The 18,526-nt window shown below is 45.0% G+C and carries 12 protein-coding genes; 2 read left to right on the forward strand and 10 right to left on the reverse strand.

The features are described from left to right. Window positions 1–18: 18 nt before the first annotated feature. The 5 genes from MHI27_RS23125 to MHI27_RS23145 form a co-directional block, all read right to left on the reverse strand. Entirely contained in the window at window positions 19–1,740 is a 1,722-nt protein-coding gene (locus MHI27_RS23125) for a right-handed parallel beta-helix repeat-containing protein (RefSeq protein WP_405174803.1), read from the reverse strand. A gap of 46 nt (window positions 1,741–1,786) precedes the next feature. Beyond that, on the reverse strand, window positions 1,787–2,920 hold the full coding sequence (locus MHI27_RS23130; RefSeq protein ID WP_405174804.1) for an SGNH/GDSL hydrolase family protein: 1,134 nt from the start codon (window positions 2,918–2,920) through the stop codon (window positions 1,787–1,789). A 98-nt stretch (window positions 2,921–3,018) separates the two neighbouring features. Continuing rightward, window positions 3,019–4,674, reverse strand: a complete 1,656-nt coding sequence (locus MHI27_RS23135) for an extracellular solute-binding protein (protein WP_042194338.1) — start codon at window positions 4,672–4,674, stop codon at window positions 3,019–3,021. 108 nt (window positions 4,675–4,782) lie between these two features. Next, entirely contained in the window at window positions 4,783–5,679 is an 897-nt protein-coding gene (locus MHI27_RS23140) for a carbohydrate ABC transporter permease (protein ID WP_042190759.1), read from the reverse strand. Between the two features lie 15 nt (window positions 5,680–5,694). Then, a complete protein-coding gene (locus MHI27_RS23145; protein ID WP_143759569.1) occupies window positions 5,695–6,579 on the reverse strand; it encodes a sugar ABC transporter permease in 885 nt (294 codons plus the stop codon). A 407-nt stretch (window positions 6,580–6,986) separates the two neighbouring features. Between MHI27_RS23145 and MHI27_RS23150 the strand changes: the two genes are divergently transcribed. Then, window positions 6,987–7,910, forward strand: coding sequence for a helix-turn-helix transcriptional regulator (locus tag MHI27_RS23150; protein ID WP_341128889.1), 924 nt, complete (start codon window positions 6,987–6,989; stop codon window positions 7,908–7,910). 147 nt (window positions 7,911–8,057) lie between these two features. Here the strand turns inward: MHI27_RS23150 and MHI27_RS23155 are convergent, their stop codons facing one another. The 5 genes from MHI27_RS23155 to MHI27_RS23175 all read right to left on the reverse strand — a co-directional run bounded on the left by MHI27_RS23155 (window position 8,058) and on the right by MHI27_RS23175 (window position 17,069). After that, window positions 8,058–8,978 (reverse strand): IS3 family transposase, encoded by a 921-nt coding sequence (locus MHI27_RS23155; protein ID WP_143759616.1) that lies wholly within the window; start codon window positions 8,976–8,978, stop codon window positions 8,058–8,060. Next, window positions 8,936–9,613, reverse strand: coding sequence for a helix-turn-helix domain-containing protein (locus MHI27_RS23160; RefSeq protein WP_405174805.1), 678 nt, complete (start codon window positions 9,611–9,613; stop codon window positions 8,936–8,938). The genes MHI27_RS23155 and MHI27_RS23160 overlap by 43 nt, the downstream gene beginning before the upstream one ends. Window positions 9,614–9,759: 146 nt before the next feature. Next, a complete protein-coding gene (locus MHI27_RS23165) occupies window positions 9,760–11,970 on the reverse strand; it encodes a helix-turn-helix domain-containing protein (RefSeq protein ID WP_341128890.1) in 2,211 nt (736 codons plus the stop codon). Window positions 11,971–12,251: 281 nt separating this feature from the next. Beyond that, window positions 12,252–13,097: an NAD-dependent epimerase/dehydratase family protein gene (locus MHI27_RS23170; protein ID WP_405174806.1), complete on the reverse strand. Its 846-nt coding sequence runs from the start codon at window positions 13,095–13,097 to the stop codon at window positions 12,252–12,254. Between the two features lie 84 nt (window positions 13,098–13,181). After that, window positions 13,182–17,069, reverse strand: a complete 3,888-nt coding sequence (locus MHI27_RS23175) for a X2-like carbohydrate binding domain-containing protein (RefSeq protein ID WP_405176783.1) — start codon at window positions 17,067–17,069, stop codon at window positions 13,182–13,184. Window positions 17,070–17,432: 363 nt separating this feature from the next. Here MHI27_RS23175 and MHI27_RS23180 point away from each other — a divergent pair, with 363 nt between their 5' ends. Further along, window positions 17,433–18,275 carry a DNA-binding protein gene (locus MHI27_RS23180; protein WP_405174807.1) on the forward strand — a complete coding sequence of 281 codons (843 nt, stop codon included), beginning with the start codon at window positions 17,433–17,435 and terminating at the stop codon, window positions 18,273–18,275. Window positions 18,276–18,526: the final 251 nt, after the last annotated feature.

An 18,526-nucleotide genomic window follows, 5' to 3' on the forward strand; every position in this document is an offset into this window, starting at 1 on the left:
CTGCCCTAGCTCATTGAATTAATTATCCTGAATATCGACCTCGCTACAGGCGATTAAACGTATCGCATCCGCAACACTGGAAAGACAGTTCGTACTTTCCCCACCCATGACAATTTCGTTAGCACTGAAGACCAGTCCGCGGGTGCTCTTGGCACTAAGGACTAACGTTTCACCAGTCTCGAACCTGTTGTTCTTAATAACTATACCCTGATGAACAGGAGTGCTCTCATCAACCTCTGTGTTCTCTGGCGAAATGAAAATAACCGGATGCTCGATGCCCCCGCATTCAATAAAATGATTCTCGGCGATGGTTACATCCTCCACCTTGCCAGACTCATACCAAGACTCCGCATCCAGGGCAACCAGAATCGCATTCATTTGCATCCGATCAAAAACATTCCCCTTAATCTCTACTTTACGCCGGGTTGTCACAAGGATACCGCGGGTCGGTACCCGCGCGAGGTGATTATTTACGACTTCAACCTCCGGTGTCCAGGTTACATTCTCGATCACATCATGGCTGCCAATCCCCTCAGGAATAGACTGTGCTAAAGTCAGTATTAGCTCGCGTGGATTGAGACGCGTAACCTCTATCACTTCATTAGCAGCATAGGTAGTCAGAGAGCCAGAACGAACAAATTCAATTTCGTCTCCCGGATGGAAGGCCATAAAACCGTAAGTCTGCGGATGCATGAACCGAGCCTTCACCCTATTCGCAGACAGCTGCTCCACGATCCATAGATAGGTACCATGGACATTGACGACGTCATCATGAGAACCGGAAAAACGGCTGTCCGCAACAGTTATTTTACCTCGGCAGCTGGACATGTGGATGAAATCCGCAAAGCCAGTAACCGTTCGGCCTGTCTCCAGGCGCGGCGAAATATCCATGCGTTGAAAGGTGAGATTGTCGCTGAACTGCCCTACAACACCAAGTCCGTGTAAAAAATGCAGCCCCACATCGCTGAAGGTGATGTTAGCGCTCTCCACAATGAAGACACCTACCTGATCGCGAATACCATCACGGCTTTGCAGGACTTGCCCGGGGACAACCTCAGGCCCATGATCAAAATGCAAGCGGAGCTTCATCGGCTCCAGCTCTTCAACCGAATCAGCCAGCTCCGACCAGTTGTCCACCCGCCAAGTCGTATTGCGCAATGGATCGTAGGTCTGCATTGGTCCTTCCGAGAAGCTCCAGCCCTCACCGATCCAGACCAGCTTGTCATCCCTGATCTCATACCGCGAATCGGGGTGAACCTGGACATCGAAATAATGAGTACCGCTTTCAGTAATCTCCATCTCTGTCACAGTCGGCCGGGCATAGTCGGTATGTAAATTACGAATCTCTACATTTTTGCATCCATCCAGCAAGAACATAGTCTGCTTGCCATGGAAGATAAATGTAGAGTCATTGCCCTCAAATGTTAAATTGTGCAGCCCCTTTAAGAGAATTCCTATAGTCTTGGTGACATCAGGATTCTCTTCTTCACTGGTAGTGTTGGAAATGTAGTAGGGTGCTCGGATGGCCGCTTCCGGATAGAAATGATAGCAGCCTTTTGGACAATCCAGCAGGACCGGCCCAGTTATTTCGGCGGCTGCCTCAATAGCTCTTGTCATGGCTGGCTGAGCATCCAAGCCGGAATCTGGCAGAACACCATAATCAGTCAGGCGGATTACGATAGGAGAAGAATCGACGCTGTGTTCTGTAAAAGAAATGATCAACACCAACTTTCTTAGCATTGTAAACGCTTAATAAGAGGCAGTATAATCCTCTAGGTTAGAATAATCAATTGTACATTAGCTGCAAAATGCGCAGACTGGTGCCTTTACTCTGTTCATCCTTTTCCCCTGTAATTCGCACGGTTACTTGCAATTCCTGACGTTGTTCCTCGATTCCGAACATAGCAATAATAGGCCGAAACGCAAGCGGACACCATTCATCGAATAAGTTAACCGCATGAAAGGGACCGCCATTGAGCGAATATTCGAATATCCCACTGTCCGGGCCGTAGAGCAGCAGCAGACCCACACTCTGTCCGGTTACTGTGTAAGAAAAAGATGCCTCTTTGCTATCTGTATATAAATGCTCCGTTCCAAATCGCCAGTTCATCAGTGGATCATCAGGGGTAAGCTCGCGTAGCTCGAACCCATCTGCATGATCAGCGCCTCTGAAATCCAGTAAATTACCGTATTCATAATTTTGCTCCTCCAGAGGAGCAATACTTAACGCGCTTCCGGTATTTGAATGTGTGTTATCAGGAACAAGAGCTGCATCCAAATATTCCTGTAAAAAAGAAGCATACAGCGCATGTCCGTCATCATTGGGGTGATATCCATCCGGAGCCAGCTCAGTCCACTCCATTTGTCCGGCCTGGGTCTGTGTATAAACTCTAGCTGCAAAATTAACAGATGGAAGATCGTAATGCTCAGCTACTTCTTCGTGGACGGCAATGTTAAAGGGATTGCTCCCTGACAGATTCTTCTCTGCTGCCGTATACAAGAAGCAAATGTCAGTGCCGGGCGACAACCGTCTGCACTGGCGCACAATTCCTTCCAGACCTCTAATGGATTCTTCCCGGTCGTTGCCGTCATTGACGCTAAATTCAACGAATAGAAGATCAATCTTGCCGTATTCCAGGACATGCGACTGTAATCGGTGAGCGCCCAGCGTGGAATTCGTTCCACCCACTCCCGCATTGATGAAGCGGAATTCATGATTCGCAAATCGCTCCTGCAGATACTTATCAGTCAGCGCTCTCCAGCTAAATGTGTCCGCGTCGGAAGCACCTGCCCCTTCTGTAATGGAACCACCCAAAAAGGCGACAGTCACCGGCTCCTTTCCCGCAAGTCTGACACTTGTATTCGGTAGTCCCCGTCTTGGAACCACAAATTGATGATTGCAATGTTTCTCTTCTGTCATGACTGATCCTCCGTAAATAAAAATGTATATTTTTCCTTGAAATCAAGAAATCAGGTGCTGGGGTATATCTTACAGCACCTGATTCTGATTTCAATATTTTATTTTTTAGAAGTTTCGTAAGCCTTTTGCAAGATTTCGAGATAACGATCTAGCTTCAAGTCTTTCAGACCTTTTATATAAGCATCCCAATCTTTATTAAGATCCTTGTTGCCCGTGATGAATTGAAGCTGATTTTGCTCAATGTAATTCTTGATGTTGGTTTGCAGTAAGCTCGCTTCATCGATTTCGCTTGGATCAATCCAAATCGACCAGATCGGGAATAATTCTTTAGGCTCATGTCCCTCATACAGCAGAGTCGCATCATACAATCTGCGTTCATAACCGCTGGAAGCGTAGATGTCAGTAGCTTGAACGAAGGTATCACGGTACTCTTTTGGCATATAGAAGTGACCCATGCCGCTCCAACCCGCATTGCGCGGCGCTTCGCCCTCCGCCATAGGAATGGTCTTGATCACTGGTTTAACATCTTTGTCCAGTGCTACGTCGCCTTCTTCTGGATCAGTCCAATCAATGCCCTTCATACCACTGCCACCATTGGTCTGTCCTTCAGAAGTAAACATGTAGTCTACCATTTTAATTAAAGCGATCTGTGCTTCCTCGCTAGCTTTGTTGGTGATGACAAATTTCGCTCCTGGGGATACGCCACCTGCATCATGAGTCGCATAGGAGATACCTTCCGGTCCGCTAATCGGTGGTACAGGATTGTAGTGTGCCGAGCTTCTATTGCCCGGATCAATATTGACGAAAATCGCAGGGTGCATGCCCGCACCAGCGCCCAGAATTTCCGCATCGGCATTTTCACCGATTTTCTTAAAGGCTTCCGCATTCTGTGTGAATGCCCCTGGATCAATCAAACCTGCGTCAAACAGAGATTTGATATAGGTCAGGCCTTCCTTCCACTCCGGTGTGACAGCCGCCGATTGAACTTTTCCATCCATCATGTTCAGATAATTGCGGTCATCATCGTATACAAATGCATTCATGAGGAATGGTACAATGCGTACACCAAACTCCTCAATAGAGCCACTTAGCGGCACTTCATCTGCTTTTCCATTCCCGTTCGGATCTTGTGTTTTGAAAGCTTCCAGCACTTTTTTGAATTCTTCGGTTGTCTTCGGCATTTCCAGATTCAGCTTCTTCAGCCACTCGGTATTGAGCCACATTTTGCTCGGATAGGAGCAGTGAAAGCACTCTGTGTAAGCGACAAGCCCGTAGATATTACCATCAGGCGCTGTGTTAAGCGTTCTCAAATTATCGTTCTTTTCCATAGCCGCTTTAATATTCGGAGCATATTTATCAATTAGATCGTTCAGAGGAATCAGTACGCCCTGTTTGCCATACTTCAGAAGATCTGCCTGTGAGAACTGATCGATATAGTGAGTAAGCAGGTAAGCATCAGGGTAATCGCCACTAGCAAGTGAGATTTGGCGCTTTTCCTTGGCTCCGTCTGAAGGGTTGATTTCCCATTTGAATTTAATATTGAATTTGTCTTCCACAAATTTCGAAAATTTATTGGTAGGAACATCGATCCCGGATTCCTGAACCGAGAACACGCTGATTTCCACCGGTTTGCTTGCTGATTCCGAGTTACCTGAGTCAGCAGGTGCCGAGGATGTGTTATCTGTATTTTTATTAGCACATCCGCTTAACACCACCGTAAGAATTAATACCAGCACCAATGACAAGGTCATCATACTTTTCTTCAAATCCGATCACTCCCTTTTATAATTTAGGCAAGTACGATATCTTTCTGTCATTTTACTGCGTGCCTCTCCCCCTCTCCAGATTTTGAAAGCTGTGAATTAACCTTTAACTGAACCGACCAGCATTCCTTGGACAAAATAACGCTGAACAAACGGATAGATAACAAGTACAGGCAGAGTAGCGATAACTATAAGTGCATATTTGAGTAGCTCAGCAAGCTGCTGCCGCTCCACCATTTTCATCGCATCCATTGTACCTGCACTGTTGTTCTGGATGATGATGCTTCGTAAGACAAGCTGAAGCGGGAACAAATTCGCTGATTTCAAATAAATCAAAGCGTCAAAGTATGCATTCCACTGTCCTACCGCATACATAAGGACTAACACCGCGATAATGGGCTTCGATAATGGAATGACAACGCTCCAGACAAACCGCATATCACTGCAACCATCGATTTCGCTGGCTTCCAGCAGCTCCTCCGGAATGGAGGATTGAAAGAATGACCGGGCAATAATGACCTGCCATACCCAAATCGCGTTTGGTATCAGCAGTGCCCAGCGGGTATCAATCAAATGGAGTTCCTTCACGACCATATAGGTCGGAATCAGCCCGCCACTGAAAATCATCGTAAAGGTGATGATCATCATCAAAGTGTTGCGTCCGAAGAAACCTCTGCGTGATAAAGGGTACGCGATCATGATCGTAAGCACAACACTAATGAACGTCCCTGCGGCTGTATAAAAAATGGAGTTGCCGTAGCCTGTAATGATCTCAGGTGTATTTAGCAGAACCTTGAAACCTTTGAAGGAAATATCTACAGGCCATAACCAGACTCGACCGGAGGTAACGGCTGCTGGACTGCTAATCGAGCTGCTGATGATAAAAATTAGCGGATAAATCACCGCGATGACCACGAGGCTGAGTAGAATATAAATAGTGGTCAGAAATAGCTTATCGCCAGTTGATTCTTTAATTTTTTGTTGAACTGCTGCCATGTGGTTGCTCCTTTCCTACCAGATGCTGTTGTTTGTGATGCGTTTAGCCAAGCCATTCACCGTAAGCAACAAAATAAGGTTGATTACCGAGTTGAATAGACCAACCGCAGTTGCAAAGCTATAATTGGCGTTCAGCAAACCGACCCGGTAGACATAAGTGGCAATGATCTCGGAATTCGCCAGATTGAGCGGGTTCTGCAGAAGATAGACCTTCTCAAAGCCAATAGCCATGACATTCCCAACATTCAAAATCAGGATGATGACGATGGTAGGCACAATACCTGGCAGATCAATATAACGAATTTTTTGAAAGCGTGAAGCGCCATCGACTTTGGCTGCCTCATAAAGCGTAGGATCTATACCGGCAAGCGCTGCTAAATAGATAACGGCACTGTAGCCCGCAGTCTGCCAAATATCAGACCAGACATAAATCGAACGAAACATTCCCGGTTCTCCAAGGAAATTGATCGACTCCAAACCGAAGAAGTTGAGAGCGATGTTCGCAAATCCAAGACGAGGTGCCATAAATAGCATAATAATGGACACCATGACAACCGTCGAGATGAAATAAGGCGCAAATGAGACCAGCTGGACGAACTTTTTGAACCTTCCCCCGCGCAATTCATTAATCATGAGCGCAAGGATAATCGGAATTGGAAATCCCGCCAGCAGCAGGTAACCACTAAGCATGATGGTGTTCTTGAGCAGCGTCCAAAACTGTGGATTATCAAAAAATAATCGAAAATTATGAAATCCAACCCATGGACTTCCCCATATTCCTTTAATCACGTTGTAGTCCTTGAAGGCTAGAACCGCATTCAGCATTGGATAATACTTAAAAATGAGGAAAAATAACAGAGGTGGAATCACGAGCAAATGTAGCTGCCAGTGCTTTTTCATACTTCTACGAGCATTTTGTAAAAATACAGAGCCCTTACGCTTCGGTAACGACTTGTGATGTAATACTATTTCTTTCTCCAGAACAATCCCCCCTAAGCAACCGCCAGTAGTTTATGATAGCGCTTTCTACGAGTTGATCATAATTGACTTTTATCCCCAAAGAAAAGGTACACTTGGGCATTTCAGCGTACAAATAACCCTATTCAGGGAGAACAAAATAGCTGTAGAACGGCCATTTTTCCGGAATCAGGACCCTCTCTGGAGATTTTCAATCTGGACAATTCTACCGGCAGTTGAATAAAGCGCATGAGACAATTCAACCAACGCTTGATAGGATTGCGTTTGCAGAAATGCTATGCTGTTTTTGACAGTGCGCACTGTACATTTTGTTTTATTGGAGGTATACAATGCTCGACTTGCGTAAAATTGGAGCTTATATTTCGAAGCTTCGCAAAGACCAGGATTTGACCCAATTGGAACTTGCCGATCAACTGAATGTAAGTCATCAAGCGGTATCGAAATGGGAACGGGGCGACTCGCTACCGGATATCGGAACGCTTCCGAAGTTTGCGAGATTATTCGGCAAAACGGTAGACGACATTTTAAATGCAGGAGACAATACAGAAATTCGGGAGCACCCGCACCTAGGAACGATCGTTGAGGAGATCGCAGAGAACAGGCCGGAACAAGTTGCAGAGATGGTCAATACCGGAGAGGCGGAGCTGGAGGAGCTTGTAGAAGTAGCGCCGTTTGTAAAAGCAAGCGCTCTGCATAAGGTTACAGAACGATTAGACAGCAGCGTCCTTAAGTTAGACGTGATCATGAAGCTGGCTCCGTTCCTTGGAACAGGTACATTGGATGAACTGGTTCGTCAGGCAGAAGAGGGCGAAATTGTGTGGAATACTATTACTGGACTCGCTCCGTTCGTCAGCAGCGACACATTAAGTCGACTGGTAGATAAATCGATTGACGGTTCCTTAGAAGTGCACAATCTTGTTGGGATTGCCCCATTTCTGGAAAGAGAACATGTAGATCGCTTGGTACAACAAGCAGAAGAGAGCAGCTTGAGCTGGCATTCCGTTCAAGGGCTGGCACCCTTTATTAGCAGAGAAACATTAAACCGCTTGGTAGACCGGGTTGCAGACGGCACTATCGATGCGGACCAGATCATAAGCCTCACACCTTTTCTGGACAGGGAGAATCTCGAGAAGTTGATTGGTGGAGTCGAAGCTGAACATCTTAGCCCAGATCTGCTGGCAAGTCTTGCTCCTTTCGTCGATCAAGGGACATTGAGCAGAATGGTGACAAGCTTATTAAATAAAGTAAAGTAGACACGTATATCGGAGATCAGAGATCGGTGATCCATAGACCGTCGGCGATCCTCAAAGCTATCGGGAAACGTTAGTTGAACGACAACAGCGGCAGTCTAAGACTGAACTGCACCCCGTCAAGTAGACAGTACAAATAATCAAAATCGTTTAAACGGCCTTGGTCCTAAATTCCATCGGACTACGGCCGTTTAATTTTGCTTGTAACCGTTCGTAATTGTAAAAGTGAATGTAGGCCTCAATGTCCCTTTTAAGCTCTTCAAAGGTATGGTACTTGTGCAAATAATACTTCTCACATTTTAAGGTCCCCCAGAAGGATTCCATTGGACCGTTATCGATGCATCGCCCAACTCGGGACATACTCTGAACCATTTTGTTGCCATCCAGAAGCTTCTTAAAGCTCAGTGAAGTGTACTGATAGCCTCTATCGCTATGAAGCAATGGGCTGTTTTCTGGGGCTTCTTGTAAGGCGAGTTTCAACGTTTGGAATACAAGTGGATTGTTATTGGAACGCCCTAATACATAAGAGACGATGGATTTATCATGGAGATCGAGAATAGCGCTTAAATACGCTTTCTGGCCGTTGCCATACTTGAATTCCGTTACATCGGTGAGCCACTTTTCATTCGGCGTATCCGCATGGAAGTTGCGGTTTAGGACGTTCTCCGCGACCTGTTGTGGAGTAGCATTGGCATACTTTTTCCTCTTTCTCCGAATAACGGACTGAATTCCCATGACCTTCATTAGCCGCTTTACGCGCTTGTGGTTAATGGTTTTTTCGGTTTGTCTGCGCATATGCAGAGTTAATTGACGGTACCCAAAAGTGCGCTCCACTTTCTCATAGATGGTCATCATTACATGGATCAACTGCTCATTCTCCTGCTCACGAGGGCTGGGCTTGCGATTTAGCCATTTGTAATAGCTTGAGCGTGCAATTCCTGCAATTTCGCATAGCAGTTGAACGCTTGCTGACACGTCCTTTTGAAGTGCTTGAATGGCAAGGTAGATCGTTTCCTGCCGTGTTTGATTTAGCGTCGCCTTCTTTCTAGTTCCTCTAACTTTTTTAAAAATGCATTTTCCGTCCGAAGTCGCTCAATTTCGTACTCCATTTGCTTCATCTTGAGTTTCTGTTGGTCGGCCGCCGTTAACTCTTCTGGGGCTTTTTTTCTTCCTCGACCATCCTTTAATGCATCCTGGCCGCCACCTTCAAACTTCTTCACCCATTGGTATACTTGCTGATAGGAGACCTGAAACTGTCCAGCTGTCTTTTGGTAATCATATTGATTGCTCAGACAATACTGAACGATTTCGATCCGTTCTTGCCAAGCCGTAGTTCGCCCTTTTGTCATAGCTGTTCTTTCCCCTTTGTAGGCTGTTAAGCTGCTATGACCATTATACTTGTTAATCCAATTGAAGAGCTGCCTCGTACTAGCAATCTTGTATTTATCGATGATCTGATACTGAGACAAGTCCCCCTCAAGATAGTCCTTCACCGCCTGGATCTTCAGTTCAGCACTGTACCTTTGAAGATGTGTACGGCGCTCCAACCCTTTATATCCATGTGTCTTATATCGACGTTGCCATTTCATTAAAGTCGTCTTGTTAATCCCATATTTCGTCGCAGCTGCTAAAAAACCAATCTCCCCATTCGATACCTCTTCGAGGATGGTGAGTTTCTCCAAAGCGTTATATTTCCCTCTAGACATGAATAAGCTCCCCTCACAGTAGCAGGTTTTTTTATTTCGCCTGTCTACCGTATGGGGAGCATATCAGACTTTATTTATCAAGTCTTGGTCCGCCGCTGCTTCTTTTAATGAATCAGTCTAATACTTAATTTTCACCAAACAACTGTTTATTCATCAATAGACTGTCTATAAGCGCTCGGTGAAACGCCGATTAACCGCTTGAAGGCCCGTCTGAAAGAATGTGAACTGTTATAGCCCACCCGCATAGCAATCTCATCGACCGTATACCGACTATCTTTGAGCAAAATCACAGCCTGATCCATTCTCACTTTTATCAGATGATCAGAGAAATTGACACCGGTAACCTCTTTAAACAATTGAGAAATGTATTTTTCAGGCCGTTCCACCTGTTCAGCTACCCGGTACAGACTCAGCTCTGTATCCGAATAATTCTCTACGGTATATTCCTTGATCTGCTTAATAATCTGAATATGAACATCCTTCTTTTTATTTGCAATAAGTCCGCACAGTTCTTCCATAATGACAAAAAATTCGGTCTGAATCATTTCGAGTCGTTCCGATGAACCAATGTCTATGACCCTCCGCTTCACACTCTCGATGTCCGGGTATTCTGTAAAAGCCTTTTGATCCAGAAGCTTAAGAAACGTCCCTTTTATTTCACCAACAAGCTGTTGCTTCATTTCCATGGATAATTCACGCTGTTCCATGTTCTGGGCAACAATCGCACGGACAATCCGTTTAGCCTCTTCTAGCTCTCCAGCCCGAATGGTACTGATCAGACGTTGCTCTGTATCCAGTGGATAATAGTAGGTCGTATTCTCATTTTGGGCTTCGCTACTCCATACAATTCCTTTTTTATTCATGTAGACGGCATATTCCAGAGCTTGTTTGGCTTGGTCAAAGGAAAGGCTAACCTCCGTTATTTCTGTAAAAAGATCACCGAAGCCCGCCTGAGTAGTAATACGGTACTCATTAAAAACGTACTGCGCCAAATTCTCCAGAATGTTAGTGATATTCTCTGCCTCATACGCTTTGTCGGTCTCTTCTTCCTTGGAGAAAAACAAAGTTACCACTTTGTCGGAGCCCATATCCGTCATTAGTACATCCACTCCGAGATCCGATAGGGACTGCTTCAGCAGCAAACGGGAAGCATTCAGCTCATTGAGAATTTCAACGCTGTCCATACCGGCATAGCCGTTAATCTGAACAATTCCAACATATCCAGTGTTCTGTTTCAAGTTAATCCCCACCTGCTCAGCGGCAGTGAGAATCTCATCATGCGTTTTGAATTCACCCGCTAATAACCGCTTCAGAAATGCATCCCTGACCAACGGAAGCTGACGATTAAGTTCGGTTTCCAGCAACTTATTCTTGGTGATCATATTGGCAATATTTCCGCTTAAAAAGTCAAATTCATTCTTGGCGGAGGCCTCTTCCTTGCCAAATTGCTCCTTCATGACGCTAAGCATATGGTTGATTGGAGCGCTGTTACGGTAAGCTAATATTAGTCCAACTACCAAGCCGATGAGTAATGTTCCTCCCGTAATTTGTATGGACATTTGCTTGATCTTGTTAGCATTCTCCATCAAAATATGCCGGGGAATTCCTGTCTGGTATACCCAGCCGTTCGAATCGGAACGAGTCGTGATCACTAGATCGTCTTCATAGAACTGACTAACCTTGTTTTTATCAAAATCCGAATCAGCGGTCATATGGGCCATTTTCTGCTCATCACTTCCCTGCAGGACAATCGTATTTCCTTCAGCATCGCTGATATGAACCCAGCCTCCGTATCGCTCAGTTAAACCAGATAACAGACTAGAAATGATTTTCTCGTCTATGATCACTACCGCGACAGCTGGTGAGGAATCGTTGAAACTATCCAGAGGGAGTGACTGCATATAGGTAATAACGGAGGTTTGCATGCCCCTGCTAACATAGTCACTGAGTGGCTTGATTTCACTGCGGTGGGTTTTCTCAAGTACTTCTTTGGTCCAATCCTGTAGCGAAAGATCCTTATAATTGAAATTAGAGTAGTAATGTTCCGGTCGGTAAGAAGAACCTGGGGTTAGAATAAGATTATAATTGGCGAGGTAAATATAATAGTTTTGCAAAAAATCATTCGTCTGACCGAAAGTCAGGACATTCCGCATCGTTCTCCAAATACCATACACGTTCGTCTCATTGTCTCTTTCATTCATCAGAACGTTTAGCTCCTGGTTGACTGCCAATTGCCTGGTAAATCCTTCCACTTCCGCCATGCGGCGCTCCAATATTTCCTGACTTTTCTGGAGCTGGGTGACCCCGTTCTCAATAGAGATAGACTCTGTCACAGAAATCGAAGTCAGATAGGACATATACCCGCCAATGCTGGGAATGACCAAAATGACTACATAGGAGATTAAGAATTTACGAAAGATATTGGAATATTTAAGCGTAGTGACCCCTCCCCTAATATCATTTCGATAGCGCTATCATTACCATAGATTAAAACATTTTACTTAATAGTCAAGTGTGCAAACCCAATTTTACAGGTGTTAAAACTTTCAGAATTGGATAAAAAGCAGCGATATACGCCGTTATCACTGCTTTTTATTCACCATCCGAATTTTTTTATCTTTCCAGTGTGTTAACCCTTCTAAGTTGTACCCATCGTATGGCGGGTAGATCGTGAAGGCACAAAACCGAATTCCTCCTTGAAACGATCCATAGCATACAAAGGCTTATATTCTTGACCGGAAAAATGATAATAATCCAAATTATAATCATTCCCCACCAACGGGGTAAGGAGCTCAGCCACTGGGAAATTGCTGCTAGCATCCGGCCCAACCAGATTGAGAGTTCTTACCCCCGGCTTAAGTGGAGATTCCAGTGCCGCAGTAATTCCCTCCACCACATCCTCAGCATGGACATGCCCCAGTGTGATGAACGGGAGCGTTGGCTTGGATCCTGTCTTCAAGACAGGAGGAATCCAGCCTGGGGAGGCTACAGCTCCAAAGCGAAGATTGATAAAGTCGGTATCTTTATGATTGCGATGAAAATACCGGGTCAACTCCTCGACCATAGCCTTGCTTAGCCCATAGGCATCCGCTGCCAAACAGGGATGATCATCTGGGATAGGCAGCTCAAGCGGAATAAAATCCTCAGTGAGTCCACCCACCACGGCAATGGAGCTCGCTGTGATGAACTTTTGGCAACCGTGGTCAAGCAGATATCGGTACAATCTCCTTGTTCCCAGCACATTAACAGCAAGGCTTTCCTCCTCAGTAGATCCGCCAGTAACTGCGGCAAGATGAATCACCGCCTGAATATCATACGAGTCCAGCCTGCTCAAATCCTCCGCCGAATCAAAAGAACCCTGAACATACGCAAAAGCCCCTTCCGGAGCTTGGCGTGACAGACAAATCACTGTATGTTTATCTGCCAAATACTTGGCTAGAGCCGTTCCGATAAATCCACTTGCTCCGGTAATTAGAATATTCATGCTCATCCCCCCTTCTTTTTCTCATCTCATATCATTCAGAAAAAAGGGGCCAAAGAAGGCCCCTCCGTTCATTCATCGCTCAACTTATTCTGTCCACTGTTCTCCGCCTTGTGTACTAGGCTTCGAGATATGGTCGGTCGATGCCTCCTCAATATCACCGAATGCCCAGTGGGAGACTGGAACATCGTTCCACCCTGGCTGCGTGACACCCATAAGCGGGCCCCTGCCCAAAACTCTGTTGATAGCTGTAACGGCTTCCGCACGAGTAAGCTTGGAATTCGGGCGGAAAGTTCCGTCACTGTAGCCATTCATTATGCCTATATCTTGGGCTTTCTTTATCGCTGCCTGTGCCCAGTGACCGGTGATGTCAGAGAAGCCGCGGCCCGATGTTGTAGAATTCGGGCTCAGCATGGCTGTTAAACTAGCCATTTCTGCACGCGTCAATGGTTGATTAGGCTTAAAAGTACCATCAATATAACCGTTCATTAGTCCCATCTTAGCTACTTTCGCAATAGCATCTGCCCCCCAATAGCTGGAGGGAACATCACTGAATGTTACGCCTGATCCAGTGGCCTCTTTCTCAGCAACCTTCGCTAGGATGGTTGCCATCTCAGCACGGGTAATGGGAGCATCGGGTTTAAAGAAGCCTCCCGGATATCCGTTGATATACGCCGAATGTCGCATCGTCTCGGCATCATCCTTCCCATCAGTTCCAGATGCCGGAGTTGGCGTCGGAGTCAGGGTAGGTGTGGATGAAGGCTGGGCTGGTATAGACGGACCCCCTGCATCAGTCGGTGTAGGTGTTGCTGTCGGCGTTGGTGTTGGAGGTTCTGTAGGGTTCGTTGTTCCGCCATCACTGGTTGAGACTGTGAATTTCAATTGATCTGTCAGCATGAGATTACCTGATTTCTTCACAGCTTTAAGTGTGTGTAAGCCGCTTGCCAATCCAGAAATACTGTAAATCTCCTGTTGTGTCAGTCGACTCTGACTATAAGTATTCACGGTCTGAATCCATTGTCCGTCCACATAAATATCTACTTCACCTTGATCTGGCCCCGTAGGTGTGATCAAGCGAATTCCAGTGCCCTTGAAGGTATATTCAAAGGAATCGCCGTCCACTGTCGTTGAATGCACATCATTAAGATAATCGCCACCAATAGTAAAGCTGAGGTTCAGCTTTCCCACTGGTTGTGATGCGAGATAAGATTTGTTCAGTGTAACACGGTCACCAGCTACCGTATAATCGGTCCCAGGAACCAGATGATATGATCCATTCGTAATGCCTATAAAGCTTTCCGGCTGTTGTAGAAGTGTAATCTCAATGTCCTGCTGAGCAGAAGGATATTTATCAAAGCTCGCTGCGATCGGATTAATCATATTCGGAATCTCTACCTTGAGCATGTCAAGCAGCATGAATCTGCCTGATTTTTTCACAGCTTTGAGTGTGTGCTGTCCATCTGTAAGCCCAGAGATACTGTACAGAATCTGCTGTGACAATCGCCCGTTTCGATAAGCGCTTACCGTGCCCTTGAATTGATCGTCTACATAAATATCCATATCCCCTTGTGATTCGTCTACCTCAGTGAACAGTTGAATCCCTGTTCCTCTGAAGGTATATTCAAAAGAATCACCATTCTGCTCCGCATACTGCACATCGTCATTGTAGTCGCCCATTCCTCTTCCACTACTGCGGGACCAAGTACCGTTATATTTGATTCCCGGATCGTCATTATTAACCATCACATAACGGATGCCTGTAGAATCGCTAATGTGTACCGCTAATGTCTGTGGATCACCGGCGTTAAAGATGATGTTAAGACTTGTTATGCCAGCAGATTGCTGTGCAAGATATTCCTTCTTAATGGTCAATTTGTCATTAGTCACCGTATAATCTTCTTCGCGGAGTGCCACTCCATTATTCTCAATACCACTCAGCGTATTACCATGCAGATTAAGCGTGACTGTGACATCCTTCTGTTGTTCCGTTGCTTTATCAAACCCAGCGGAAGTCGGAGTAATAGAACTGTTCTGACCCCCAGCCGGACTTTCTGTTGTCACTCTCAGCGCGTCGAGCAGCATATAATTTCCCGATCCCTTGCTTACCTTAAGCGTGTGAGGGCCGTTAGAAAGTCCTGATACACTATAAAGAGATTGTTGTACCTCTCTCGGTCCACTTGTATACGCATTTACAGTCTGTGCAACCCCATCGTCTAATGTAACAATCATTTCTCCTTGCGATTCATGCTTTTCCGTCAGCAGCTCAATGCCCGTTCCCGTAAAGGTGTACTCAAAAGAATCACCGTCCTTCTCGGTATAGTGCACATCGCCATTATAATCTCCATGTTCTCGGGCTGAGCTTACCTGCCATGTGCCGTTGTATTTAATGCCGCTGTCATTATCATTAATGTAAACCACATCCGTAACGGTGGTATTGCTTGCCGAAGCTGAATCCGCAGTAGGGTCAGCCCCAGAGTTAAGAGCATCCTCTTGAGGAGTGTTCGTAGCAGCACTGGAATCCTTGATTGTAATGCTCAGATCCTGCTTCCCCTCTAACAGCTCCTTGCCTCCATTTCGCTTCCAATCTCCGCTGTAGCGCATCCCTGTATCATCGTTATTGACAGCTGATGTACCGCTTAGCGCGGTTACTTTAAGCATGCGAGAGGCATGGGGTTCAAGGATGCCACCGCTGAATTCCTTCTCAAAGGTTCCCAGCTCGGAATGGCTCCATAGGTCGCGCACTGAAGCCGGACCATCAAGGCCAAGATCACTCCATTTGACTTTAACCTCCGCACCCCGACTACCCAGATTGAACAGAGCTACGCTGTAAGTACCATCTCCATTATTGGCATACCATACCTGCTGCTGGGTATCCATCGATACCGGATGACCAGGACGTCCGGCTTGGTTTACGGCAATAACCTCATCATTGGTAAGCAGTTCTAGTCCATAATTGTCCAGCCGTGTCATGTCATTCCCTGTATAGAGCGGCACGGAAGAAATGGACCAGAACGTCATCGCGGTCTTTCGCTCATCCTTGGTCAGACCATCCATGGAGCCGTTACCAACGTTCAGAGAATCGAAGTCGTTCCAACCGCCAGGGCCTGCATCCCGCCACCAAAGTGCTGCTTTGGGGAATAATCGGGAAATACTCGGCCATGCTGTCAACCCACTGCCGTCATAAGATTCAACATCCCAATCAATTCGCCAACCGTTAGCATATTTTTTCCAGAATTCTACGTAATTGTGGTCGAGCGCCCAGGATAGCTCAAACCAGATGTTATTTCTATCCAAAGCCTTGGACCATGCTTCTACATCGCCGCGTGCATCCCGGCTCAAGTTGTCAATCCCCGACCCAGGGGTTACGCTGTCGAATTTGACGAAATCGATCCCCCACTCACCAAGCATATCTGCAATGGAATCCACATACTTCTGGGCACAGGGATTCGTGAAATCAATTTTATAGGTGTAGGAATTCCAATAATCCATAATGGTAAGCGGCTTGGCCGTAATATCCTGAATACGACATTCGCCGCCTGTCCCATACACCTCAAGATTTCGGTTATATGCATCGATAGATACCCCCGGGATCAGATAGATCCCAATCTTTTGTCCATTATTATGAACATAGTCAATGACCTCCTGAAATCCGTTCGGATAAAGGACTTCACTAGGAATAGGTCTCCCGTATTCATCCATATCGCCATTCCAGCCCGCATCAATATTAATATATTCATATCCATGGGCTTGCAGCTTCTCATGCATCGCGTCCGATTGCTTCTTAACGCTCTCCGCCGATGTCCAGTTTCCTGCCCCATCATACACTTGCATACTGTAACTGCTCCAGCCCATATACGGCTTTTGGGCCATACTCTTTTCCGCTGCTTGCGCAACATTGCCTTTCGTTCCTGTAAAACCGAACTGTGCTGCTGCAATAATGAATACTAGGAGACTCATACCCAATCTTTTTCCCATTCGCTTCAAATCATCCTTACCCCCTCATGAAATGTGGTCAAAATTACTTTGATAGCGCTTTCTTTCGGGAAGATCATAATTGAATATGGATTCCCAAGATAGGTACATTTCGGTATTTTACGTACAAATAACCCAAAAACAGAGGGGCAAATAAACAGCTTAACAGACATAATTCCTTCGATTCGAAGAACTTAGTAAAAACACTGTACCCTAGTTATATTTTGACAATCATAAAACAAACTCTTGTTTCCTCGTTCCAGTGATGAAAATCACTTACTTTATTGGTAAAATAAAGAATAGTCTAGAGATACAACCGACATAGCTATAACAGATGAATGATATACAGAAGAAAGGAAGATCGCATTGAAGTTGGATTTGGATGGATTAAATGCTGATTTCTTAACTAGTATGCTTAAGGCATCTTTTTCATTGGAAAATTGGGGTGCTATGATTGAAATTGCAGATAGATTGATTACCCAGATTGCATTCATATATGAGACAAGCAGTGATACATTGAGAGAACAAAACCTGAAGCGGAGTATTCCCTATTATTTTGGATTTAGCTTATGTTCAAAAGGAATCGCACTGCAAAAGCTCGGTAAGTATCCTGAAGCTAGAATGTGTATTCAAAAATATGCTGAATTAGGATGGATCAAAGGATTAGATGAAGAAGGAATTAATGAAGTCAAATACTACTGTAATATTGCAAAAGCCAATACCTACGTGCTCGACCTTTTGGAAGGCCAGACAGGGGTCCTAAAGGAGTATATTGAATTTATTAGAAACAGTGCTGAGGAAGAGTTACTGCCAGGACTAATTACCATCTTGGAATCCTCGATAAAATATAACTATTCCGTAGATTGGATTCTGAGTGATCTTAAAAACAACGTAAATGACATAGAAAAGTATGTGACTAATGTGGATATAAGATATTACGAGGAATACATTTATTTGCTGGTGATGTATTACTACGAACAAGAGAATATGAACGAAGCAATCAACACTATTCTAGAAACTCTGATTTTTAGTATCAAAATTGAAAACGATACAAACCTCAAGAAATCAGTAGCACTCTTTGAGCTCCTAAGAGAACATGCTCATCAATCACAACTTCAAATGTATCACAACATAATGGAAAAAATAATAGTCAAAGAGTTTACTAATGAAAAAGAAAATGTTCTTGCTTACAGTCGTAGTCTTGATTAGTTCCAGCTTAATGATCGCCTCTGCAAGTGCTTTCGCCATCGATTTGGGTTCCACAATTTACACCGTTAACAATCACGGAATGGGTCATTGATTGAAATTTCAGAAGTGGATTATACAAAGGAGCGATCATCCGGCTATTGGATAATCGCTCCTTTGTATGTAAATGCATAAGATAGCTTAGCTAAAGACAATAAAAAGTAATAGTTTCACAATATACATAATCCTATGTACTCTATCATTTTTTTATATAC

Source organism: Paenibacillus sp. FSL H8-0261 (genome assembly GCF_045040645.1).
Lineage (GTDB): Bacteria > Bacillota > Bacilli > Paenibacillales > Paenibacillaceae > Paenibacillus_AQ.

Excerpts from the sequence above, each read along its gene's own strand:
- MHI27_RS23125 (WP_405174803.1), bottom strand. The coding sequence starts at position 1,740 with ATGCTAAGAAAGTTGGTGTTGATCATTTCTTTTACAGAACACAGCGTC.
- MHI27_RS23130 (WP_405174804.1), bottom strand. The coding sequence starts at position 2,920 with ATGACAGAAGAGAAACATTGCAATCATCAATTTGTGGTTCCAAGACGG.
- MHI27_RS23135 (WP_042194338.1), bottom strand. The coding sequence starts at position 4,674 with ATGATGACCTTGTCATTGGTGCTGGTATTAATTCTTACGGTGGTGTTA.
- MHI27_RS23140 (WP_042190759.1), bottom strand. The coding sequence starts at position 5,679 with ATGGCAGCAGTTCAACAAAAAATTAAAGAATCAACTGGCGATAAGCTA.
- MHI27_RS23145 (WP_143759569.1), bottom strand. The coding sequence starts at position 6,579 with ATGAAAAAGCACTGGCAGCTACATTTGCTCGTGATTCCACCTCTGTTA.
- MHI27_RS23150 (WP_341128889.1), top strand. The coding sequence starts at position 6,987 with ATGCTCGACTTGCGTAAAATTGGAGCTTATATTTCGAAGCTTCGCAAA.
- MHI27_RS23160 (WP_405174805.1), bottom strand. The coding sequence starts at position 9,613 with ATGTCTAGAGGGAAATATAACGCTTTGGAGAAACTCACCATCCTCGAA.
- MHI27_RS23165 (WP_341128890.1), bottom strand. The coding sequence starts at position 11,970 with ATGTCCTATCTGACTTCGATTTCTGTGACAGAGTCTATCTCTATTGAG.
- MHI27_RS23170 (WP_405174806.1), bottom strand. The coding sequence starts at position 13,097 with ATGAATATTCTAATTACCGGAGCAAGTGGATTTATCGGAACGGCTCTA.
- MHI27_RS23175 (WP_405176783.1), bottom strand. The coding sequence starts at position 17,069 with ATGGGAAAAAGATTGGGTATGAGTCTCCTAGTATTCATTATTGCAGCA.